The organism is Streptomyces sp. NPDC002092 (genome assembly GCF_053593775.1).
This window is the reverse complement of record NZ_JBSFDG010000042.1, coordinates 1-22379: the sequence shown is the minus strand read 5'-3', so window position 1 is coordinate 22379 and position 22379 is coordinate 1. Positions and strand designations below refer to the sequence as shown.

Below are 22379 nucleotides of genomic sequence, written 5' to 3'. Positions count from 1 at the left end.
CTCCGGCGGCCCCGTCGCGTCGGATCGCTCGCCCATAGGCCGTGCATCGCCCGTCGCCCCCCTCACAGTCTGAATGTCCATCCCCGGCGCCGAACGGTGCGGCGCAGCCCCTGCTCGGGACGATACACCAGTCTCGTCACTCAGGGACATAGTTCCTCTACGCTCCGTGACGACCAGCGGGAATGTGAGCACGGACCGCGTCCGCAAGGTTGCGGAGGGTACCGGAAGCGGATTACACGCCCGTTGCGCCCGTCGCGCGGAGCGCGCACGGGACGCTCAAGCCGTCGGGATCACGCGCCGTTTGCGCCTGTCGTAAGGATCACGTTGCGCAGCGGCTCCCGGTTCACGAACCGGGTCAGCTGATCCACCAGCAGTCGCTTGGCGCGCGGCAGGAACGCCGACGTGGGGCCGCCTACATGGGGGCTGATCAGGACGCCGGGCGCGCGCCACAGGGGGTGTTCGCGGGGCAGCGGCTCCGGGTCCGTGACGTCCAGTGCTGCGGTGATGCGGCCGCTCTCCACTTCGGCGAGCAGGGCCTTGGTGTCGACGACGGGGCCGCGGGAGACGTTCACGAGGAGTGCGCCGTCCTTCATCCGCGCGAGGAAGTCGGCGCCGGCCAGGCCTCGGGTGGCCTCGGTGAGGGGCGTGACGAGGACGACGACATCCGCCTGTGGCAGCAGGGCGGGCAGATCGGTGAGCGGATGCACCGGGCCGCGCGCCGTGGTGCGCTCAGAGCGCGCGACGCGCGCCACCCGCGCCACCTCGAACGGAACGAGCCGGTCCTCGATGGCGGATCCGATCGAGCCGTAGCCGACGATGAGGACGTTCTTGTCGGCCAGCGCGGGCCGGAAGCCGCCGAGCCACTCCCCGCGGACCTGGGCGCGCACGAAGTCGGGGACGCCGCGCAGCGAGGCGAGGATCAGCGTGAGCGCGAGCTCCGCGGTGCTCGCCTCGTGCACCCCGCGCGCGTTGCACACCTGCACGCCGGGACGCAGGTGCTTCAGCCCCGGCTCCAGGCTGTCGATGCCGGCCGTCAGGGTCTGTACGACCTGCACGCTGCTCAACGCGGGCAGGGGACGTACGCCCACGTCACTGGGCTTCATATAGGGGACGACGTAGTACACGCAGTCGGCGGGGTCCGCGGGGAAGTCGTCGGCACCGTCCCAGAAACGGTAGTTGAGGCCTTCGGGAAGCCCCTCGATGGTGTCGGGCGGGATCGAGAGCCACACGTCAGCAGTCATGTCAGGAGGCTATGTCAGGTTCATGGGAGCGCAGAGGTTAGGTTGGGGGGCCAGGAGAGGGAGGGTCACGAGCAGGTGGAGCGCAGGACGATCGGCGCGGGGGCACTCGCGGTGGGGGCCGTCGGACTCGGGTGCATGCCGATGAGCTGGGCGTACAGCGGGTCGCGGCAGCGGGGCGACGTGTCGCTCAGGGCGGTGCACCGGGCGCTGGACGCGGGCTCGACGCTCCTGGACACGGCCGACATGTACGGCCCGTTCACCAACGAGCTGCTGCTCGGGCGGGTGTTGAAGGAGCGCCGCCAGGACGCCTTCGTGTCGACGAAGGTCGGCCTGCTGGTGGGCGAGCAGCACATCGTGGCCAACGGCCGCCCCGGCTATGTGAAGCGCGCCTGCGACGCGTCCCTCAGGCGCCTGCAGACGGACGTCATCGACCTCTACCAGCTGCACCGCGAGGACCCGGAGGTCCCGGTGGAGGAGACGTGGGGCGCGATGGCGGAGCTCGTCCAGGCCGGAAAGGTAAGGGCGTTGGGGTGGTGCGCGGTGGGTGCCCGCGGCGGCCGGCGCTCCGGCGGCCGACTCCACGACGCGACGATCAGGCAACTGCAGCGCGTCCAGCAGGTGTTCCCGGTGAGCGCGGTGGAGGCCGAGCTGTCGGTGTGGTCGCCGGAGGCGCTGGAGTCGCTGCTGCCGTGGTGCGAGGCGCGTGACGTCGGCTTCCTGGCCGCGATGCCGCTCGGCAACGGCTTCCTGACCGGCACGCTCACCCCGGGCCAGGGCTTCGAACCGGACGACGTGCGGGCCCGCCACCCCCGTTTCACCGCGGAGATGATGGCCGCGAACCAGCCGATCGTGGCAGGCCTGCGCCGGGTCGCGGCCCGGCACGGCGACGAGGTCACGCCCGCCCAGGTGGCCCTGGCCTGGGTGCTGGCCCAGGGACGGCACGTGGTTCCGGTCCCGGGCACCAAACACGAGCACTGGGCGACGGAGAACGCCGCGTCCGCAGCACTCCGGCTGACCCCGGAGGACCTGGCCGAGGTGGCGGGGCTGCCGGGGGCGCGGGGGTCCTGGGACTGAAGCCGGCGGTTCCCGCCGAGACGACAGCCGGGAACCAGTTCATCGCACGGGATCCACAGGACATCACCCGGCGCCACGGCACCTAGTCGCACCGACCGGGGACGCTCTGGACTTGGTGCCGGCGCAAGCGCAGCACATGGTCCCGGTCACGGGGACCGAACAGGAGCGCGGGCAACGCAGAACGCCTGCTCCGCGCCGCGGACCGAAAGCGCATGGTGGTCGCGGGTGGAGATTCGGGATCCGTCGACCGGGAACCTGCGAGGCGCGAGCGGTGTAAGACAAGTAGAACCTGCTGCTGGACCGCCGCCGAAGGGACCAAGATCGTGCTACGACGAGCTGTGCCGGCCGTGCTGGCCACGACCGCACTCCTGCTGACGGCGGGCTGTTCCTCCGGCGGAGCGCCCGGGGGCGGCGGTGACAGAACGGGGCCGGGCACCGCGCACTCCTCCCCGTCCCAGCAGGCGGCCGAACAGGCCCCGCCCGCCAAGGGCTCCGTCAAGGTGCTGCGCACGGTCGCGACAGGCCTGAAGACCCCGTGGGGCCTCGCCCGGCTGCCCGGCGGGGGCCTGCTCGTCTCCTCCCGGGACGAGGGGACGATCACGAAGGTCGACGAGAACACCGGCAGGAAGACCGAGCTGGGCAAGGTCTCCGGGGTGTCGCCCGCCGGAGAGGGCGGCCTCCTCGGCATCGCGCTCTCCCCGGACTTCGCCGCGGACCGCATGATCTACGCGTACTTCACCTCGGCCTCGGACAACCGCATCGTCCGTCTGCTGTACGACGCGAAGAAGCCGGCCGGCGAACAGCTGGGCGCGCCGGACACGATCTTCAAGGGCATCCCCAAGGGCTACATCCACAACGGCGGCCGGATCGCCTTCGGCCCGGACAGGATGCTGTACGCGGGCACGGGCGAGAGCGGAAACCGGGGCCTGGCCCAGGACAGGAAGTCCCTGGGCGGCAAGATCCTCCGTCTCACTCCGGAGGGCGACCCGGCCCCCGGCAACCCCTTCCCGGACTCCCCCGTCTACACCTACGGTCATCGCAACGTTCAGGGCCTGGCCTGGGACCCCGAACAGCGCCTGTTCGCCTCGGAGTTCGGCCAGGACACCTGGGACGAGCTGAACGCGATCAAGCCGGGCGACGACTACGGCTGGCCGGACGCCGAGGGCAGGTCGTCCGACCCCGGGTACCACAACCCGATCGCCCAGTGGCACACGGCCGACGCCTCCCCCAGCGGCATCGCCTACGCCGAGGGCTCGATCTGGATGGCGGGTCTGAAGGGGCAGCGCCTGTGGCGCATCCCCCTGAAGGGCACGGCGGCCTCGGCCGATCCGCAGCCCTTCCTGCAGGGCAAGTACGGCCGTCTGCGGACCGTGGTCCCGGCCGGCGACGACAAGCTGTGGCTGACGACGAGCAACACGGACGGACGAGGAGACCCGAAGTCCGGCGACGACCGAATACTGGAGCTGCAGGTCCGCTGAGGAATCACTCCTCTGCAGCGACCGTCCCGTCCTCCTGCCGGGGCGGCCGTACGACGACCTTCCCGGACTCGAGGTCTATCGGCCCGCGTCCGGGGTCGTTGTCGCCGACGTCCTCGCGGGTCAGTTCCAGCCTCTTCTTCTCGTCGCGGGTGTGTTTGCGGCCGGGTGCGAAGAGTTCCTCGAAGACGTTGAACATCGCTTTCCCTTCAGCTGCTGAGTCATCCGGCGATCAGCCGGTCACCGTCCCCCGGCGGGAAGAGTCCCCGTCGATGCGCCACCGCCGCCGCCTCTCCCCTTCCTGAGACGCCGAGCTTGCCCAGAATGTTCGACACATGGACGCTCGCGGTCTTCGGGGAGATGAAGAGTTCCTCGGCTATCTGGCGGTTGGTGCGCCCGGCGGCGACCAGGCGCAGGACGTCGCGTTCCCGTCCGGTGAGGCCGAGCGCCTCCGCGGGGTCCGCGGGCCGCCGGTCCGGGACGCTCTTCAGGGCGAGGCGGGCCCGCTGGGCGAGCAGGGCGACGGCGTCGGCGAGGGGGCGGGCGCCGAGGTGGTCGGCGACCGCATGGGCCAGGCGCAGCAGTTCGGTGGCGCGGTCGCGCTCGTTGTCGCCGCCCGAGGCGAGCAGCGCCTCGGCCAGCCGGTGGCGGACGCGGGCGAGGTCGTAGGGGCGGTCCAGGGCTTCGAAACAGGTGACCACGTCCGACCAGGTGTCGATGGTGTCGCGGCCCTCGGCGCGGGCGAGTTCGGCGCGGACCCACTGTTCGTGGGCGAGCCAGATGGGGGTGTCGGTGGTGGTCCTCTTGACGGCCTCGCGGAGCCGTTCGAGGGCGTCGGCGCGGCCCTGTGCCGCCGCCGGCAGGCTCCGGGCGTCGGCCTCGGCGGTGGCGGCGGCCAGCAGCAGCGGCCAGCCGTAACGCTGGGTGCCGGGCGGGATGTCGGAGACCAGGGCGCGGGCGAGTTCGGCCCGGGCGTCGAGGAGGCGGCCCTCGCCGGCGGCCACGCCGATCTCGATGCGGGAGAGAGGGAGGGTGTGCTGCGGCATGGGATCGTGCGTGCCCAAGTAGTTTCGGGCCGCGGCGAGTTGGCGGGCGGCCTCGGGAAGGTCGCCGCGGCCGAGGGCGACGTGCGCGAGACAGCCGGCGCCGCCGCCCCGGGGCTTGGCGCCGTGCCCCACGCGCAGGGCGCCGGCCGCCGCGTCGGCGGCCTCGTCCCAGCGGCCCAGGGAGTAGAGCGCCTCGGAGAGGTTGGCCCACACCCAGGCCTCGGAGTCCAGCTGGCCGAACTTCCTGGTGTAGACGAGGCCTTCCTGGAGGAGGGCGACGGCTTCCCGGGTGCGGCCGACCGCGTCCAGTTCGGAGCCCAGATTGACGTAGGCGCGACCGGCGACGTACGAGACGCCCTCTTCCAGGGCCCGGTCCTTGACCTCGTGCATCTCGGCGAGGCCCGCCTCGACGGAACCCGCGTCGACCATCAGGCCGCCGTAGGTGAGGCGGGCGTTGAGCTCGATCTCGCGGGCGCCGACCATGCGCGCGTACTCGACGGCACGCTCGGCCGACGAGAGTGCCTCGGGGCCGGGTTCGTGGAGCATCGACCAGGCGGCGGCGGTGGAGAGCACCTCGGCGTGGACCTCGGACGGCGGCAGGCCGCGGACCAGCTCCTGGGCGGTGCCGAGTTCCTTCCAGCCGTCGCCGCGGGCCAGGGCCTGCACGAGACGGGAGCGCTGCACCCAGAACCAGGCGGCCCGCAGGGGGTCGTCCTCGTCCTCCAGGAGGTGCAGGGCCCGCTTGGTGATCTTCAGGGCGCGTTCGCGTTCCCCGGACAGCCGGCCGGCGACCGCGGCCTCGGCCATCAGGTCCAGATAGCGCAGGGGGGTGGTGGCCGGGTCACAGCCGCAGGGCGGGTAGACCTCGGTGTAGTCGATGGGGCGCAGCCGGTCCCGTACGTCCTCGGGGGCGGTGTCCCACAGCTCCATCGCCCGTTCCAGGAGCCGCAGTTGCTCGCTGTAGGCGTGGCGGCAGCGGGCCTCGACGGAGGCGGCCAGGACGGCGGGCAGGGCCTTGGCCGCGCTGTGGGCGTGGTACCAGTAGCTGGCCAGGCGCATGACGCGCTGGTCGGCGGGGACGAGCGCCGGGTCGGCCTCCAGGGCCTCGGCGTAGCGGCGGTTGAGGCGGGAGCGCTCGCCGGGCAGCAGGTCGTCGCTGACCGCCTCGCGGACCAGGGAGTGGCGGAAGCGGTAGCCGTCGCCGGCCGGCGTGGCCAGCAGGATGTTGGCGTTCACGGCGGCCCGTAGCGCCTCGATGAGGTCGTCCTCGGCGAGCCCGGCGACGGCGGCGAGCAGCCGGTACTCGACGGTGGAGCCGCCCTCGGCGACGATCCTGGCGACCCGCTGGGCGATCTCGGGCAGGCCCTCGACACGGACCAGGAGCAGATCGCGGAGGGAGTCGGTGAGGCCGGTGCCGCAGCCCTCGCTGGCGCAGACGGCGAGTTCCTCGACGAAGAAGGCGTTGCCGTCGGAGCGTTCGAAGATGTCGTCGACCTGGGTGGGGGCCGGTTCGGCGGCGAGGATGCCGGCGATCTGGCGGCCGACCTCCTCACGGTTGAAGCGGCCGAGTTCGACGCGGCGGACGGTGCGCAGCCGGTCGAGTTCCGCGAGCAGGGGGCGCAGCGGGTGACGGCGGTGGATGTCGTCGGCGCGGTAGGTGGCGAGGACGACCAGGCGGCCGGTGCGCAGGGTGCGGAAGAGGTACGCGAGGAGGTGGCGGGTGGAGGCGTCGGCCCAGTGCAGGTCCTCGAGGGCGACGACGACGGTCCGGTCGGCGGCGACGCGCTCCAGGACGCGGGCGGTGAGTTCGAAGAGGCGGGCCATGCCCTCCTCGTCGTGCCGCCCTCCGGAGGCTTCGCCCAGTTCGGGCAGGAGCCGGGTGAGCTCCTCCTCCTGGCCGGCGGCCGCGGCGGCGAGCTGGTCGGGCAGTTCGCGGCGCAGGGCGCGCAGGGCGGTGGAGAAGGGGGCGAAGGGCAGCCCGTCGGCGCCGATCTCGACACAGCCGCCGAGCGCGACGACGGCGCCCTGGCGGCAGGCCGCGGTGGCGAACTCCTCGATCAGCCGGGTCTTGCCGACCCCGGCCTCGCCGCCGATCAGGACGGCCTGGGGGGTGCCTGCGGCGGCTTGGGCGAGGGCGTCGTTCAGGGTGTCGAGTTCTTCTGTTCGGCCGACGAACACGGGGCTTACGGACCTGGTCTCCACGACGCCGAGCATCGCATGAGGGTCCGACAGCGCGGGAACGGTTTTCGTCCGGGGGCTGCCGCCCCCGGACTCCCGCTCCGGCCCCGAAGGGGCCTCGTCCTCAAGCGCCGGACCGGCTGGTTGCGGCCGGCCGGCGCTTGTCGCGCTCACGCCGCGCGGGCGGAGCGAAGCCGGCGAAGACCCCGGCTATGGCTGTCGTCCTCGGCGGCATGGCGGGTGGCCTCGTGGCGGGCGGCGCGGCGGACGCGGACGACCTCGCGGGCCAGCCGCTCCTGCTCGGCCTGGCGGATCAGATCGGCGGAGCGGTACTGGGAGATCTCGTACTCGTACATGGTGTGTCCCTTGTGAGAGGCGGTTTTCGGGCTTCGCTTGCTGCGATGCCTCAACCTTCGTCTCCAAGGGGGGTGCGCCACATCGGGAGAGTTCCGCATCTTGGGGCCCGCCTGGGGCCTTAGATGTGCGTGAGGGGCCTCAGGAGCTCCGTAAGGTGCTTACGGATGCCCTAAGACCCCTCAGGACCTGCGGTGATGCGGTGGTGGTTCAGCCGGTGGACGGCAGGCTGAGCAGGAGGTCGGTGTACTGCAGGACGGCCAGCAGCAGGCCGATGACGCCGAGCGCGACACCGCCCCAGGCGACCGACTTGATCCAGACCGGCTGCGGCTTGCCGGGGGCGCCGAAGGCGGGACGGGCGAGCACCACGACGCCGACGATCAGCGCGAGGAGCGCGAACGCGCCGCCCCAGAACGCGGTGGCCTTCCAGGCGTCGCCGTAGCCCTCCTTGAGGAGCTTGGCGACATTGGAGGACTGCGCGGTCTGCGCGTGCATCTGGCCGATGAGCGACTGGCGGGCGGAGGCGACGGTGCCGACCCAGCTGCCGGTCAGCGAGATGACGCCGAGCGCGGCGGAGACGACGGCCCCGGCGCCCTGGCCGACGACGGAGGGCTCCTGGTCGCCGCCGTCGCTCTCGACAAGGTCTGCCTCGGCGGTCGCCTCCTCGGGGGTCTCCTCGGCTGCGGTGGCGTCCACCGTCTCCTCGTCGGGCTTCACTGCGGCGGCCTCGGTCGTGCCGGCCTCGTCATCAATCTTGGTGGTTCCCATACCTCGCACCGTACGGACGCTGTCTGAGAGGTCTCTTAATGATCGTCGAAGCGATCGTGGAGGCCCCTTCTTACGGATCTTCACTCATCGTTGTGTGCGGCACGCGCGCGTACTGCGCGCCACTCCGGGGCGAGGATCGACCACACCTCCAGGTCGTGCCGCACCCCACCATAGGGGTGTGCCTGGCGCCGTACACCGTCGCGGGTCATTCCGAGGCGCCGGGCGACGTTCAGGCTGGGTACGTTCCCCGAGGCGGCGACCCATTCGATGCGGTGGATGCCGCGCTCCTCGACCACCCAGTCGATGAGCACCCGCATCGCCCGGGTGACCAGTCCGCGGCCCGTCGCCGCGGGCTCCAGCCAGCAGCCGACCTCGGCGTTCTGGGTCTCCGCGTCGAAGTTCAGCGTGAGCACGCCACCCACGAGCTTTCCGTCCAGCCGGATGCCGTGCAGCGAGCCGGTGTCGGCGGCGCGCATGTCGGCGTACCGCTGGAGCACCTCCCGCGCGGAGGGCACGTCGACGGCCTTGGAGCCGAAGGCGATGAACTGTCCGATGAAGTCCCGTCCGCGCTCCAGATGCGCCAGGAACTCCTCGGCGTGCCACGGCTCCAGGGGACGCAGTTCGGCGTCGTCACCCAGACGTATCGCGTACATCCTCGTCCTGTCCCTTCGCCAGTACGTCCGCCACCTCGGCGTCCGTCGCCGCGGCCAGCCTCTCATGGGCCGCGCGGGCCTCGGGCGGTTCGATGCTGATGCGGGGCAGGCGCCGGTCGAGCCAGCGGGGCAGCCACCAGTTGGCGCCGCCGAGCAGGTGCATGAGGGCCGGTACCAGCAGGGTGCGCAGCACGAAGGCGTCGAGGGCGACCGCGGAGGCGAGCGCGATGCCGAACATGGCGATCACCCGGTCGCCGCTGAGGACGAAGGCGAGGAAGACCGAGATCATGATGACCGCGGCGGAGTTGATCACCCGGCTGGTCTCGGCGAGCCCGACACGGACGGCGCGCCGGTTGTCGCCGGTCTCCAGCCACTCCTCGTACATCCGGCTGACCAGGAAGACCTGGTAGTCCATGGAGAGCCCGAAGAGGACCGACACCATGATCACGGGGAGGAAGGGCTCGATGGGACCCGCGCGGCCGAGGCCCAGCAGTTCGCTCCCCCAGCCCCACTGGAAGATCGCGACGACGACGCCGAAGGCGGCGGCGACCGCGGCGACGTTCATCGCGGCGGCCTTCACCGGGATGCCGATGGACCGGAAGGCGAGCAGCAGGAGCAGACAGCCGAGGCCGATGACGACACCCACGAACAGGGGCAGCTTGCCGACGATGACGGCGGCGAAGTCGTCGTAGCTCGCCGTCACACCGCCGACGTGCAGATCGAGCGAGGTGCCGGTCTCGGCACGCGGCAGCACCTCGGTGCGCAACCGGTCGACCAGGGCGCTGGTCTTCTGCGACTGGGGTGCCGACTCGGGGACGATCGTGAAGTAGGCGGTGTCGCCGCCGGTGTTGTAGGTCACCGGAGTCACCGATGCGACGCCCTCGGTGGTGCGGACGGTGGCGTCGAGGTTGTCGAGGGCGAGCTTGTCCTCGGCGCCGTCGACGCGCGTCACCACAGTCAGCGGGCCGTTCACCCCGGGCCCGAAACCGTCGGCGAGAAGGTCGTAGGCCTGCCTGGTGGTGGATGTCTTCGGGTCGTTGCCCTGGTCGGAGGTGCCCAGGTGGAGGGAGAGCGTGGGCAGCGCCAGGACGGTCATGACGGCCAGTGCGACGATGCCGAGCACCTTGGGGTGGCGCTCCACGAAGGCCGACCAGCGGTGGGCGAAGCCGGTCGGCAGCTCCGGTTGCGGCCCGTGCTCCTCCAGATGGCGCCGCTCGCGCCGGCTCAGGGCGCGCGGGCCGATGAAGGACAGCAGGGCGGGCAGCAGGGTGACGGAGGCCGCGACCGTCAGGACGACCGTCAGACAGGCGGCGATCGCGACGCCGTTGAGGAAGCTCAGCCTGAGGATCAGCATGCCCAGCAGGGCGATGCAAACCGTGGCACCCGCGAAGACCACGGCGCGTCCCGTGGTTGCCACTGCGCCGGTGACCGCCTCGGTGACGGACAGCCCGCGTTTGAGTCCGCGTCGGTGTCTGGTGACGATGAACAGCGCGTAGTCGATGCCGACGCCGAGCCCGATCAGCATGCCGAGCATGGGCGCGAAGTCGGCGACGGTCATGGCGTGCCCGAGCAGCACGATCGCGCCGTACGCGGTGCCGACGCTCACCAGCGCGGTCGCGATGGGCAGCATCGAGGCGGCGAGGGAGCCGAAGGCGAGGAACAGGACGGCGGCGGCGACGACCACGCCGACCACCTCGGCCAGGTGGCCGCCCGCGGACTCGGTGAGCGCTATGGCGCTGCCGCCGAGCTCCACCTGAAGACCGTCGGCCCGGGCCGCCTCGGCCGTACGTACGACGGCCTCTGCCTCGGGTTTCTTGATGTCCTCGGTCCGGTGGTCGAAGGTGATCGTGGCGTACGCGGTGTGCCCGTCGGCGCTGATCCGGCCCGTGCCCTGGCCGTCGTAGGGACCGGCGACGGACGCGATGCCCGGCAGGTCCGCGATCTTGTCCAGGGTCTCGGTCATCGTCTGTTCGACGTCGGCGGCGCGGACCGTGCCGGAGGTGGTGTGCCAGACGACGGTGTCGCTGTCGCCGCCGAACCCCGGGAATCCGTCCTGCAGCAGTTGCATGGCCCGGCCGGACTCGGTGCCGGGGACCTCGTAGTCGTTCGAGTACGCCGAGCCGGTGACGGCGGCTGCCGCGCTCACCCCGCCGAAGGCGAGGAGCCACAGCAGTACCGCGACGAGGCGGTGCCGAACACACCAACGCGCAAGGGCTGCCACGAACGTGCTCCCAGGTGGATTTGTGGATCTTTGACCGGGAACAGTCGTTCACAGGATGAACAGCCCGCAAAGAACGCATGAGCAATGCGAAGACCACTCTTGCAGGCAGAAGTGATCGTTTATGCCATTCGTGGACTTATTCACACGAGTGGGAGCCAGATCACAGGACAGTAACGAGAACTCTGTCACCTCATGGAAACCAGGTGCGGGGCGTCCACGAGGGCTGCTAGCTTCCGCGCGTCGACCGTCCCCGGCTCCTCGCCGACGACCGAAGAGGGTGCATTGTTTGAAGGTCCGACCGAGCTCCTACGCATCTCCTTCCACTACGAAGATCGCAAGGAGCCCGTTCACCGATGTCCGACACCAGGACCACGAACGACGACCTGACTGACCGCCTCACCCACCCCCGCCGGCCTCGCAGCAACCGCTACGACGTCCGCTGGACCGTCGAGAACCAGATGGGCCCGCACGCGCTGTGGCTGCTGGAGTGGCTGGCCCCAGCGCTCGGCCTGGAGGAGCTGCGCCCCGGCGCCCGCGTCCTCGACCTCGGCTGCGGCCGCGCGATGACGTCCGTCTTCCTCGCCAGGGAGTACGAGGTCCAGGTGACCGCGGCCGACCTGTGGGTGAAGCCCGACGAGAACGCCGTACGCATCGCCGAGGCGGGCGTAGCCGACCGGGTGCTGCCCATGCACGCCGAGGCCCACGACCTGCCGTTCGGCCAGGGCACGTTCGACGCGATCGTGTCCGTCGACGCGTACCAGTACTTCGGCACCGACGACCTGTATCTGCCCACGCTGACCCGGCTGTTGAAGCCCGGCGGCCGGATCGGGATCGTCGTACCGGCTCTTCGGCAGGAGCTGGAGGGCGACGAGCCGCCGGAGCACCTGAAGGAGTACTGGGAGAAGGACCCCGGTTTCTGGGCGTTCCACACCCCCGCGTGGTGGCGCCGCCTGTGGACCCGCAGCAGGGCCGTGGAGGTCGAGACGGCCGACTGGCTGGAGGACGGCTGGCGCGACTGGCTGCTGTGGAGCGAGGTGTGCGCCGAGGAGAGCTCCAGCGAGTTCATGGCGGACATGGCGCGCTGGTCGGTCGACCTCATGCACGCCGACGTCGGGCATCTGCTCGGCTTCGCGCGGATCGTGGGACGCCGACTGTGAGCTGACATGGGCCGGGGGCTGCGCCGGTGTACCGGCGCAGCCCCCGGGGCCGGCATGCTCAGCCCTCGCTGACGCCGAGCCTCTCCAGGATCAGCTCCTTGACGCGGGCCGCGTCGGCCTGGCCGCGGGTCGCCTTCATGACCGCGCCGACCAGGGCGCCGGCCGCGGCCACCTTGCCGCCGCGGATCTTGTCGGCGATGCCCGGGTTGCCGGCGATGGCCTCGTCGACCGCCGTACCCAGCGCCGAGTCGTCGGAGACGACCTTCAGACCGCGCTTGTCGACGACCTCGTCCGGGGTGCCCTCGCCCGCGAGAACGCCCTCGATGACCTGACGGGCCAGCTTGTCGTTCAGGTCACCGGAGTTGACCAGGGCGGTGACCCGGGCGACCTGCTCCGGCGTGATCGCCAGCTCGTCGAGCGAGGTGCCCGACTCGTTGGCGCTGCGCGCCAGCTCGCCCATCCACCACTTGCGGGCGGAGGCCGCGTCGGCACCGGCGTCGATCGTCGCGACGATCGGGTCCAGCGCTCCTGCGTTGAGGATCGCCTGCATGTCGGTGGCGGAGATGCCCCACTCGGCGAGCAGCCGGGTACGGCGGGCCAGCGGCATCTCGGGCAGCGCCGCCCGGATCTCCTCGACCCACTCGCGCGAGGGGGCCACCGGCACCAGGTCCGGCTCGGGGAAGTACCGGTAGTCCTCGGCCTCTTCCTTCACCCGGCCCGAAGTCGTCGACCCGGTGTCCTCGTGGAAGTGGCGGGTCTCCTGGACGATCGTGCCGCCGCTGTTCAGCACAGCCGCGTGCCGCTGGATCTCGAAACGGGCCGCACGCTCCACGGACCGCAGCGAGTTGACGTTCTTCGTCTCGGAGCGCGTACCGAACTTCTCGCTGCCCCTGGGCATCAGCGAGAGGTTCACGTCGCAGCGCATCTGCCCCATTTCCATGCGGGCTTCCGACACACCGAGCGCCTTGATGACCTCGCGCAGCTCACGGACGTACGCCTTGGCCACCTCGGGGGCACGGTCGCCCGCGCCGACGATCGGCTTGGTGACGATCTCGATGAGCGGGATGCCGGCCCGGTTGTAGTCGAGCAGCGAGTGCGAGGCGCCATGGATACGGCCGGTCGCGCCGCCCACATGGGTCGACTTGCCGGTGTCCTCCTCCATGTGGGCGCGCTCGATCTCCACGCGGAAGGTCTCGCCGTCCTCCAGCTGTACGTCGAGGTAGCCGTTGAAGGCGATCGGCTCGTCGTACTGGGAGGTCTGGAAGTTCTTCGGCATGTCCGGATAGAAGTAGTTCTTCCGGGCGAAGCGGCACCACTCGGCGATCTCGCAGTTCAGCGCGAGACCGATCTTGATCGCGGACTCGACGCCGGTCGCGTTGACGACCGGGAGCGAGCCGGGCAGGCCGAGGCAGGTGGGGCAGGTCTGCGTGTTGGCGTCCTGACCGAGTTCGGTCGAACAGCCGCAGAACATCTTGGTCTTGGTGCCGAGTTCGACATGGACCTCGAGGCCCATGACGGGGTCGTACGACGCCAGCGCGTCCTCGTACGACTCCAGGTCGGTCGTGGTGGTCACGGTGCTACTTCCCTCTCAGCCCAGCAGGACGTCGTCGTCGCCCAGCCGCTTCAGCTCGCGGTACAGGACGGCGAGACCGGTGACGATCCCGACGGCGGCCACGGTCGCGTCGATCAGCCGCAGCGTGTCCTGCTCGGAACGTGCCTTCTTGATCCGCTTGGCGACACCCAGCGCGCCGAAGGCGGTGGTGGCGATGGACACGTACGTACCGGACTTGGACTTCTTGAAGTCCTTGGCCTTGGTCAGTGTCTTGGTCACAGCGACGGAGCCTCCTCGAGGAGCGGGTGCCCCCACCTTTCCACGAAGGCGGCCTCGACGGCTGCGCCGACCTTGTAAAGACGGTCGTCCTTCAGCGCCGGAGCGATGATCTGCAGGCCGACCGGGAGGTTGTCCTCCGGGGCCAGACCGCACGGCAGCGACATGGCCGCGTTGCCCGCGAGGTTCGTGGGGATGGTGCACAGGTCGGCGAGGTACATCGCCATCGGGTCGTCGGCGCGCTCGCCGATCGGGAAGGCGGTGGTCGGGGTGGTCGGCGAGACGATGACGTCGACCTGCTCGAAGGCCTTCTCGAAGTCGCGCGTGATGAGCGTGCGGACCTTCTGGGCGGAGCCGTAGTAGGCGTCGTAGTAGCCGCTGGACAGGGCGTACGTGCCGAGCATGATGCGGCGCTTCACCTCGGGGCCGAAGCCCTCGGCGCGGGTGAGGGAGGTGACCTCCTCGGCGGAGTGCGTGCCGTCGTCGCCGGTCCGCAGGCCGTAGCGCAGGCCGTCGAAGCGGGCGAGGTTGGAGGAGCACTCGCTCGGCGCGATCAGGTAGTACGCCGACAGCGCGAGGTCGAAGGACGGGCAGTCCAGCTCGACGATCTCGGCGCCCAGTTCCTTCAGCAGCGCGACGGACTCGTCGAACCGCTGGATGACGCCGGCCTGGTAGCCCTCGCCGCGGAACTGCTTGACGACGCCGACGCGCATGCCCTCGACACTGCCGTTGCGGGCGGCCTCGACGACCGGCGGGACGGGGGCGTCGATGGACGTCGAGTCGAGCGGGTCGTGCCCGGCGATGACCTCGTGCAGCAGCGCCGCGTCCAGGACCGTACGGGCGCAGGGCCCGCCCTGGTCGAGGGAGGAGGAGAAGGCGACCATGCCGTAGCGGGAGACCGCTCCGTACGTCGGCTTCACGCCCACCGTGCCGGTGACGGCGGCCGGCTGGCGGATGGAGCCGCCGGTGTCGGTGCCGATGGCGAGGGGGGCCTGGAAGGAGGCGAGCGCGGCGGAGGAGCCGCCGCCGGAGCCGCCGGGGATGCGGGTGAGGTCCCACGGGTTGCCGGTGGGCCCGAAGGCGCTGTTCTCCGTCGACGACCCCATGGCGAACTCGTCCATGTTGGTCTTGCCGAGGATGACGACGTCGGCGGCCTTCAGCTTCTTGGTGAGGGTCGCGTCGTACGGCGGGATCCAGCCCTCGAGGATCTTCGAGCCGACGGTCGTCGGGATGCCCTCGGTGGTGAAGATGTCCTTGAGCGCGAGCGGCACACCGGCGAGCGGTCCGAGCTTCTCGCCCCGCTCCCGCTTCTCGTCGACGGCACGGGCCTGGGCCAGCGCACCCTCGCGGTCGACGTGCAGGAAGGCGTGCACCTTCTCGTCGACGGCCTCGATACGGGCCAGGTGGGCCTCGGTGACCTGGACGGCCGTGAGCTCGCCCGAGGCGATCTTCGCGGCGGTCTCGGCGGCCGTGAGCTTGATGATGTTGACGTTGTCCGTCATGGCGGTTAGTCCTCCCCCAGGATCTGCGGCACCTTGAAACGCTGCTGCTCCTGGGCCGGGGCGCCGGAGAGCGCCTGCTCGGGGGTGAGCGAGGGACGGACCTCGTCCTTGCGCATGACGTTCGTCAGCGGGAGCGGGTGCGAGGTCGGCGGTACGTCTTGGTCGGCGACCTCGCTGACGCGAGCCACCGCGCCGATGATGTCGTCCAGCTGTCCCGCGAAGTGTTCGAGCTCTTCGGGCTTCAGCTCCAGACGCGCCAGCCGGGCGAGGTGGGCGACCTCCTCGCGCGTGATGCCAGGCATGCAGCGTTCCTCTGGGGTGAGTGTGTGTGGTTTGGGGCTGGGGCCAATCCTATGGGGCGGGGGCCGATGACCGTGAAACGGTTTCCCGGACCCTACGCCCCATGGAGCCGTCCGCAGGTCAGCGGCGCCCGTCCCAGGCCTCGCTCTTCAGGAAGTGGTTGTCGTACAGCTCCTCCACTTCCAGCAGGCTTTCGGGGGTGACCTCGCCGAGGGCGATGCGCCGGAGATGGCGGAAGTACTCGAAGCGTTCGACGCCGGGCGTGAGGACGATGAGGAGGTCGGCGTCGGCACCGGGTACGGCGGCGAAGGCATGCGGCTTGCCCGGCGGGACGACGACGAGGTCCCCCGGCCCTGCGGTGACGACGTCCTCGCCGGAGAGGATCTCGGCGGCACCGTCGAGCAGGAAGAACATTTCGGCGGAGTTGTCGTGCCAGTGCGGTTTGGCGCCGTCCGCGCCGCCGATGAGGGTGACGCGCTGGGTGGAGAGCGCCCCGCCCGTCGAACTGCTGTCGGCCAGCAGCCTGACGGTGGTGGAAGCGAGTCCGACCACCTCGGCCTCGGCCTCGCGAACGATCACGGAGTCATCGAACTCCGGCACGAACAGCGACATTCCTGAATCCCCTTGTGACGACGGCACGGACCACGGACCTGATCGAACGAGGCAGCACAGCACACACCGCCGGGCCGGGCACGGCCCGCAGCCCGGCCCGCACGGGTGGGCCGGCGGGCGGACTACTCGTCGGTCGCCGCGGCCGGCAGGGCCGCGCGGGGCCGCTGCCAGCCCCGCGACCCCCGCGCCCGCAGCCACGCCGTCGTCTCCTCCGGCGGCATCGCGGCCGCGACCAGCCAGCCCTGTACGGCGTCGCAGCCGAGGTCGCGCAGTCGCTCCCAGGTCTCGTCGTCCTCGACGCCCTCCGCGACGACCAGCAGACCGAGGGAATGGGCGAGGTCGACCGTGCAGCGGACGATCTCCGCGTCCTCCGCGTCGACGGCGAGCCGGGCCACGAAGGAGCGGTCGATCTTCAACTCGCTCACCGGAAGCCGCCGCAGATGCACCAGGGAGGAGTAGCCGGTGCCGAAGTCGTCCAGGGACATCTTCACGCCGTGTCCGGTGAGGCCGGCCAGTGTGTCGGCGGCACGCTGGGGGTCCTCGAGCAGGACGTGTTCCGTTATCTCCAGTTGGAGCGCTCCCGCCGGGACTCCGTGCCGGGCCAGTCGGGCGGCGACGGAGCCCGCGAAACCGGGGGTGTGGACGTCACGCGGGGAGACGTTGACCGCGACCGGCACATGCAGGCCCTGGGCCCGCCACCGGGCCACCTGCGCCAGCGCCGTCTCCAGGACGTACTCCGTGAGATGGGGCATCAGCCCCGAGGACTCGGCGATCGCTATGAACTCGTCCGGCGGCACCTTCCCGCGCTCGGGATGCACCCACCGGACCAGGGCCTCCAGGCCCGCGACCTGGCCGTCGAAGCGGACCTTGGGCTGGTAGTGCAGCTGCACCTCGTGCGCGTCCAGCGCCCGGCGCAGATCGCCGAGGAGGCCCAGCCGGTCCGGTGTGTTGGAGTCCCGCTTGGACTCGTACACCTCGACGCCCGTACGGTCCCGCTTCGCCTGGTACATCGCCACGTCCGCCCGCCGCAGCAGCCCCTCGGCATCGAGCGCGTGGTCCGGGAAGACGGCGACACCCGCGCTGGCCTCCAGGACGAGGGTGAGCCCGTCGAGGTCGAGCGGGGAGCTGAGCGCGGCGACGAGGCTCCGGGCGACCCGGGTAGCGGAGGTCGTGGAGTCGGCGACCGGGAGTAAAACGGCGAACTCGTCACCGCCGAGCCGCGCGGCCTCCGCTCCGCGGGGCAGGGCGAGGCGCAGCCGGTCGGCTATCTGCAGGAGCAGCCGGTCACCGGCGAGGTGCCCCAGGGTGTCGTTGACCGAGCGGAAGCGGTCGAGGTCGATCAGCATCAGGGCGGCGCGGGCGCCGATGCGTTCGGCGTCGTCCAGCGCGGTCCAGATGCGCTCGAGGAGCCACTGCCGGTTGGGCAGCCCGGTCAGCGGGTCGCGCAGCTGCTCCTCGGCCCGGGCCCGGGCTATCCACAGGGTGGAGTCGAGGGCGATCAGCGGGATGGCGAACAGCGGCAGCAGCACCGGCTGGGCGACGGCCACCACGCAGACCAGCGGGGCGATGCCGAGCAGCGCGACCGCGACCAGGCCCTGTCTGGCCAGGGCGGTGCGGGCGACGGTGGGCAGTCCGCCGTGGCGCGGGGCGTGCAGGTACCACAGGAGGGTGCGGGTGACCAGGAGGTAGGCAACGGCGACCAGCATCACCTCGGGCGCGGTGTAGGGGGTCCAGGTGTCGGGGCTCCAGGGCTTCTCCACGGACGGCACGCGTCCGAAGGCACCCAGCACCAGCGCTCCGGCTCCGATGCCGAGGATGTCCACCGAGCCGTGCAGCACGCCCTGGCGCCAGCGGTTGCGCCGGGCTATACCGACCAGCACGACCACGGTGAGGCTGACCATTCCGGCGGGCACCCAGCCGTAGAGCAGCAGGACGGCGAGGGTGAGGGCGGCGCCCGAGCCGGTGCCGCCCCACCAGCGGGAGCGGCCGAGCATGACCAGGTGGCCGACGATGATGCCGGTGAGCACGGCGAAGGACCAGCCGACGGTGCCGGCCGGGAAGAGCGCTTGGGTCCCGGTGAAGCCGCGGTAGAAGCCGGCGCCGAGGACGAAGGCCGCCGCCGCGACGACCGCCGCGGGCAGTGCGGGCCAGGACATGTGCCGTTCGTGTTCGGGGTCCGGCAGTCCGGGAGGGTGGTCGGCGGTGAGGTGCGGGGCGCGCCCGTCCGACACGGTGTACTGTCCGGTGGCGCGCCCCTGAGCACCCGGACGCTCCGAAGGCCGCCCGGCCCACCGGCTCGCCCGCCATGCGCCGGTGACCCGGCGCAGCCGTGAGTCAGGGGCGGCGCTCTCGGTCGGTTCCATTCCCGTCCCTCTCACAGCCGGCGGTGCCCACGCCACGCGGCCCGTCATCCATCAACGGCACCGCGTTGGAAAACCCTTCCCCTTGCCCGTCAGGAGCAAGGGGTTGCCCCAACCGCAGCTGGGCACGGCAGGCGCACACCTCAACAGTAGGCCGCAGAAGGCTTCCACGGGCAGCGGTCGTAGACGGTTGCCCGAATGCACCCCGGCCACCCGTATGCATCTGGTATGCGCCGATCGGGTGGCCTTCAACCGCTATTCCGCTGTGGGAAGCGCAACTTCGGCCGCCGCGTCCGGTCCCTGTTCCAGCAGGACGTTGAAGCCCTCCTCGTTCAGGACGGGCACTTTGACCTGCATCGCCTTGTCATATTTCGACCCAGGATTGTCACCTACGACCACGAAGGATGTCTTCTTCGAAACGGAACCGGTTACTTTCGCTCCGCGGCTCTGCAGGGCCTCCTTCGCGCCGTCGCGGGTGAAGTGCTCGAGAGTGCCGGTGACCACGACCGTCAGCCCTTCGAGCGGGCGCGGGCCCTCGTCCTCGCCCGAGCTCTCCTCCTCCATGCGCACGCCCGCGGCGCGCCACTTGCGGAGGATCTCCTGGTGCCACTCCTCGGCGAACCATTCCTTGAGGGAGGCGGCGATGATTGCGCCGACGCCGTCGGTGTTCGCCAGCTCCTCCTCGGTGGCCTGCTCGATGCGCTCGATCGACCGGAACTCACGGGCCAGCGCCTCGGCGGCGACCGGGCCGACGTGACGGATCGACAGGCCCGTGAGGATGCGGGCGAGCGGGCGCTCCTTGGCCGCGGCGATGTTCTCCAGCATGGCAACCGCGTTCTTCTTCGGCTCGCCCTGCTGGTTGGCGAAGACGGTGGCGACCTTCTCCTCGCCGGTCTTCGGATCGCGCTTGGGCAGCCCGCTGTCCTGGTCGAGGACGTACGCCTTGATGGGCAGCAGCCGTTCGATCGTGAGGTCGAACAGGTCGCCCTCGTCCACGAGGGGCGGGTCCTCGGGCTCCAGCGGCTTGGTGAGCGCGGCCGCGGCGACATAGCCGAAGTGCTCGATGTCCAGTGCCTTGCGGCCCGCCAGATAGAACAGCCGCTCGCGCAACTGGGCCGGGCAGGTGCGGGCGTTGGGGCAGCGCAGGTCGACGTCGCCCTCCTTCATCGGCCGAAGCGCCGTACCGCACTCGGGGCACTCGGCCGGCATCACGAACTCGCGCTCGCTGCCGTCGCGCAGGTCGACGACCGGGCCGAGGATCTCCGGGATGACGTCACCCGCCTTGCGCAGCACCACCGTGTCGCCGATGAGGACGCCCTTGGCCTTGACGACGTCCTGGTTGTGCAGGGTGGCGAACTCGACCTCGGAGCCGGCCACCGTGACCGGTTCGACCTGGGCGTACGGAGTGACCCGGCCCGTGCGGCCCACGCCCACGCGGATGTTGATGAGCTTGGTGTTGACCTCCTCCGGCGCGTACTTGTACGCGATCGCCCAGCGCGGGGCCCGGGAGGTGGAGCCGAGCCGTCCCTGGAGCGGGATCTCGTCCAGCTTGACGACCACTCCGTCGATCTCGTGCTCCACGGAATGGCGGTTCTCGCCGTAGTGGGCGATGAACTCCCGTACGCCGTCGAGCCCGTCGACCACCTTGTTGTGCCGGGAGGTGGGCAGGCCCCAGGTCTTGAGGAGGTCGTAGGCCTGGGAGAGGCGGGCGAGGCCCTCGAAGCCCTCCAGGGCGCCGATGCCGTGGACGACCATGTGGAGCGGGCGGGTGGCGGTGACGCGGGGGTCCTTCTGGCGCAGTGAACCGGCCGCCGCGTTGCGCGGGTTGGCGAAGGGCTTGTCACCGGCCTCCACCAGGCGGGCGTTGAGCTCCTCGAACTTCTCCATCGGGAAGTAGACCTCGCCGCGGATCTCCACGAGGTCGGGGACGCGATCACCGCCCAGCCTGTCCGGAATCTCCGCGATCGTACGGACATTGGGGGTGATGTCCTCGCCCGTACGGCCGTCGCCGCGGGTCGCCGCGCGCGTGAGGCGGCCCCGCTCAAAGGTGAGGTTGACGGCGAGGCCGTCGACCTTGAGCTCGCACAGGAGGTGGTAGCCGGACCCGCCGACGTCCCTGGCGACGCGCTCGGCCCAGGCGGCCAGCTCCTCGTCGCTGAAGGCGTTGTCCAGGGAGAGCATGCGGGAGCGGTGCTCGACGGAGGTGAACTCCGTCTCGTACGCCCCCGCGACCTTCTGGGTCGGGGAGTCCGGCGTGCGCAGCTCGGAGTACTCCTCCTCCAGCGCCTCCAGCGAACGCAGGAGCTTGTCGAACTCCGCGTCGCTGATGACCGGGGCGTCCTTCACGTAGTACCGGAAGCGGTGCTCCTCGATCTGCTCAGCGAGCTTCGCGTGCTTCTCCCGTGCCTCGGCGGGCACCGTCGTCTCCGCTTGCTTGTCGCCGGCCACCGTGTTGTCCTCCCGTTACTCTGGGTTGTCCGCGAGGGATCTCGCCGCCCGGACGCAGTGGGCGAGGGCCTTGCGTGCGTAGTCCGGGGAGGCCCCCGCGAGTCCGCACGACGGTGTGAGGGTGACCGCCTCCGCGAGAAGTCCCGGTTGCAGCCCCAGCCTGCGCCACAGCGTCCTGACACCCATGACGCTACCGGCAGGGTCTGACAATGGGCCGTCCGTGCCCGGTACGACACCTGCGAAGAGCCGGGTACCTGCTTCCACCGCCTCTCCGATCGTGTCGTCGTCACGCTCGGTGAGGAGCGAGAAGTCGAAGGAGACCGCCGCCGCGCCCGCCCTTCGCAGCAGGGCGAACGGGACGTCCGGTGCGCAGGAGTGGACCACGGTGGGGCCGTCGCTGTGAACCCCGAGGACATCGCGGAGGGTGGCCTCGACGAGCTGGCGGTCGACGGCGCGGTGGGTGCGGTAGCCGCTGGCGGACTTGACCTGGCCGCGCAGGACGGCGGTGAGGGAGGGTTCGTCGAGCTGGAGGACGAGGTGGGCGCCGGGGATGCGGCGCCGCAGCTCGGCGAGGTGCAGGCGGATTCCCTCGGTGAGGGAGGCGGCGAGGTCGCGGCAGGCGCCGGGGTCGGAGAGGGCCGCCTCGCCGTTCTTCAGCTCCAGGGCGGCGGCGAGGGTCCAGGGGCCGACCGCCTGCACCTTGAGGGGGCCCTCGTAGCCCTGCGTGAACTCCTCGATCGCGTCGAGGTCCTCCCCGAGCCATGACCTGGCCCGCTTGGTGTCGCGGCCCGGGCGGTCGCCGATGCGCCAGCCGCTGGGTTCCACGCGGGCGTACAGCTCGACGAGCATTCCTGCGGTTCTGCCGATCATGTCGGCGCCGGGGCCGCGGGCCGGGAGCTCGGGCAGGTGGGGGAAGTCCTCGAAGGTCCCGGTGACGGTTTTGGCCGTCTCGCGGGCGTCGCCGCCGGGCATGGATCCGATGCCGGTGGCGGGGCCGAAGGAAAGGTCTGCGTTCACATGTGCAGCCTATGTTTCTCGCCCCCGCCGCCCCTACCCGTCCCGACCCGGGGGGCCAGCCCCCGGACCCCCGCTCCTCAAACGCCGGAGGGGCTGGATTCGGCTCAGCCCATTCCAGCCCGTCCGGCGTTTGAGGACGAGGCCG

At 71.0% G+C, this 22379-nt stretch carries 18 protein-coding genes; 3 read left to right on the top strand and 15 right to left on the bottom strand.

Features of this window, described 5'->3' with window-relative positions:
• Window positions 1-290 precede the first annotated feature (290 nt).
• Window positions 291-1241, bottom strand: coding sequence for a 2-hydroxyacid dehydrogenase (locus ACWCRD_RS44365; RefSeq protein ID WP_450971362.1), 951 nt, complete (start codon window positions 1239-1241; stop codon window positions 291-293).
• Between the two features lie 75 nt (window positions 1242-1316).
• On the opposite strand from ACWCRD_RS44365, the gene ACWCRD_RS44360 reads away from it, so the two are divergent.
• Together ACWCRD_RS44360 and ACWCRD_RS44355 are read left to right on the top strand one after the other, a co-directional pair.
• The gene (locus ACWCRD_RS44360) at window positions 1317-2315 is read left to right on the top strand and encodes an aldo/keto reductase (RefSeq protein ID WP_450971361.1); all 999 of its coding nucleotides are present in this window, start codon (window positions 1317-1319) and stop codon (window positions 2313-2315) included.
• 338 nt (window positions 2316-2653) lie between these two features.
• Entirely contained in the window at window positions 2654-3793 is a 1140-nt protein-coding gene (locus ACWCRD_RS44355; protein WP_450971366.1) for a PQQ-dependent sugar dehydrogenase, read from the top strand.
• Window positions 3794-3797: 4 nt separating this feature from the next.
• On the opposite strand, the gene ACWCRD_RS44350 is transcribed toward ACWCRD_RS44355, so the two are convergent.
• The 6 genes from ACWCRD_RS44350 to ACWCRD_RS44325 all read right to left on the bottom strand — a co-directional run bounded on the left by ACWCRD_RS44350 (window position 3798) and on the right by ACWCRD_RS44325 (window position 11010).
• Complete coding sequence (locus tag ACWCRD_RS44350) at window positions 3798-3989, bottom strand: DUF6191 domain-containing protein (protein WP_450971360.1); 192 nt, start codon at window positions 3987-3989, stop codon at window positions 3798-3800.
• 22 nt (window positions 3990-4011) lie between these two features.
• Window positions 4012-7050, bottom strand: a complete 3039-nt coding sequence (locus tag ACWCRD_RS44345; protein ID WP_450971359.1) for a helix-turn-helix transcriptional regulator — start codon at window positions 7048-7050, stop codon at window positions 4012-4014.
• A 134-nt stretch (window positions 7051-7184) separates the two neighbouring features.
• Window positions 7185-7370: a hypothetical protein gene (locus ACWCRD_RS44340; RefSeq protein ID WP_450971358.1), complete on the bottom strand. Its 186-nt coding sequence runs from the start codon at window positions 7368-7370 to the stop codon at window positions 7185-7187.
• Window positions 7371-7578: 208 nt separating this feature from the next.
• Complete coding sequence (locus tag ACWCRD_RS44335) at window positions 7579-8136, bottom strand: hypothetical protein (protein ID WP_450971357.1); 558 nt, start codon at window positions 8134-8136, stop codon at window positions 7579-7581.
• A gap of 80 nt (window positions 8137-8216) precedes the next feature.
• Entirely contained in the window at window positions 8217-8789 is a 573-nt protein-coding gene (locus tag ACWCRD_RS44330; RefSeq protein WP_450971356.1) for a GNAT family N-acetyltransferase, read from the bottom strand.
• Window positions 8767-11010: an MMPL family transporter gene (locus ACWCRD_RS44325; protein WP_450971355.1), complete on the bottom strand. Its 2244-nt coding sequence runs from the start codon at window positions 11008-11010 to the stop codon at window positions 8767-8769. Before ACWCRD_RS44325 ends, ACWCRD_RS44330 begins: the two co-directional genes overlap by 23 nt.
• A gap of 353 nt (window positions 11011-11363) precedes the next feature.
• On the opposite strand from ACWCRD_RS44325, the gene ACWCRD_RS44320 reads away from it, so the two are divergent.
• On the top strand, window positions 11364-12167 hold the full coding sequence (locus ACWCRD_RS44320) for a methyltransferase domain-containing protein (RefSeq protein ID WP_450971354.1): 804 nt from the start codon (window positions 11364-11366) through the stop codon (window positions 12165-12167).
• Window positions 12168-12225: 58 nt separating this feature from the next.
• Here ACWCRD_RS44320 and gatB read toward each other — a convergent pair whose 3' ends face one another.
• From gatB to ACWCRD_RS44280, 8 genes are all read right to left on the bottom strand, one after another.
• Window positions 12226-13740 (bottom strand): Asp-tRNA(Asn)/Glu-tRNA(Gln) amidotransferase subunit GatB, encoded by a 1515-nt coding sequence (gatB, locus tag ACWCRD_RS44315; protein ID WP_450971353.1) that lies wholly within the window; start codon window positions 13738-13740, stop codon window positions 12226-12228.
• Window positions 13741-13755: 15 nt separating this feature from the next.
• Complete coding sequence (locus ACWCRD_RS44310; RefSeq protein WP_344404939.1) at window positions 13756-13998, bottom strand: hypothetical protein; 243 nt, start codon at window positions 13996-13998, stop codon at window positions 13756-13758.
• The gene (gatA, locus tag ACWCRD_RS44305; RefSeq protein WP_450971352.1) at window positions 13995-15497 is read right to left on the bottom strand and encodes an Asp-tRNA(Asn)/Glu-tRNA(Gln) amidotransferase subunit GatA; all 1503 of its coding nucleotides are present in this window, start codon (window positions 15495-15497) and stop codon (window positions 13995-13997) included. The genes ACWCRD_RS44310 and gatA overlap by 4 nt, the downstream gene beginning before the upstream one ends.
• A gap of 5 nt (window positions 15498-15502) precedes the next feature.
• Window positions 15503-15799, bottom strand: a complete 297-nt coding sequence (gene gatC / locus ACWCRD_RS44300; protein ID WP_030851400.1) for an Asp-tRNA(Asn)/Glu-tRNA(Gln) amidotransferase subunit GatC — start codon at window positions 15797-15799, stop codon at window positions 15503-15505.
• A gap of 118 nt (window positions 15800-15917) precedes the next feature.
• Entirely contained in the window at window positions 15918-16409 is a 492-nt protein-coding gene (locus tag ACWCRD_RS44295; RefSeq protein ID WP_450971351.1) for a cupin domain-containing protein, read from the bottom strand.
• Window positions 16410-16531: 122 nt separating this feature from the next.
• Window positions 16532-18772, bottom strand: coding sequence for a putative bifunctional diguanylate cyclase/phosphodiesterase (locus ACWCRD_RS44290; protein ID WP_450971350.1), 2241 nt, complete (start codon window positions 18770-18772; stop codon window positions 16532-16534).
• Between the two features lie 252 nt (window positions 18773-19024).
• Window positions 19025-21217, bottom strand: a complete 2193-nt coding sequence (ligA, locus tag ACWCRD_RS44285) for an NAD-dependent DNA ligase LigA (protein WP_450971349.1) — start codon at window positions 21215-21217, stop codon at window positions 19025-19027.
• Window positions 21218-21232: 15 nt separating this feature from the next.
• A complete protein-coding gene (locus tag ACWCRD_RS44280; RefSeq protein ID WP_450971365.1) occupies window positions 21233-22189 on the bottom strand; it encodes a methionine synthase in 957 nt (318 codons plus the stop codon).
• Between the last annotated feature and the right edge of the window lie 190 nt (window positions 22190-22379).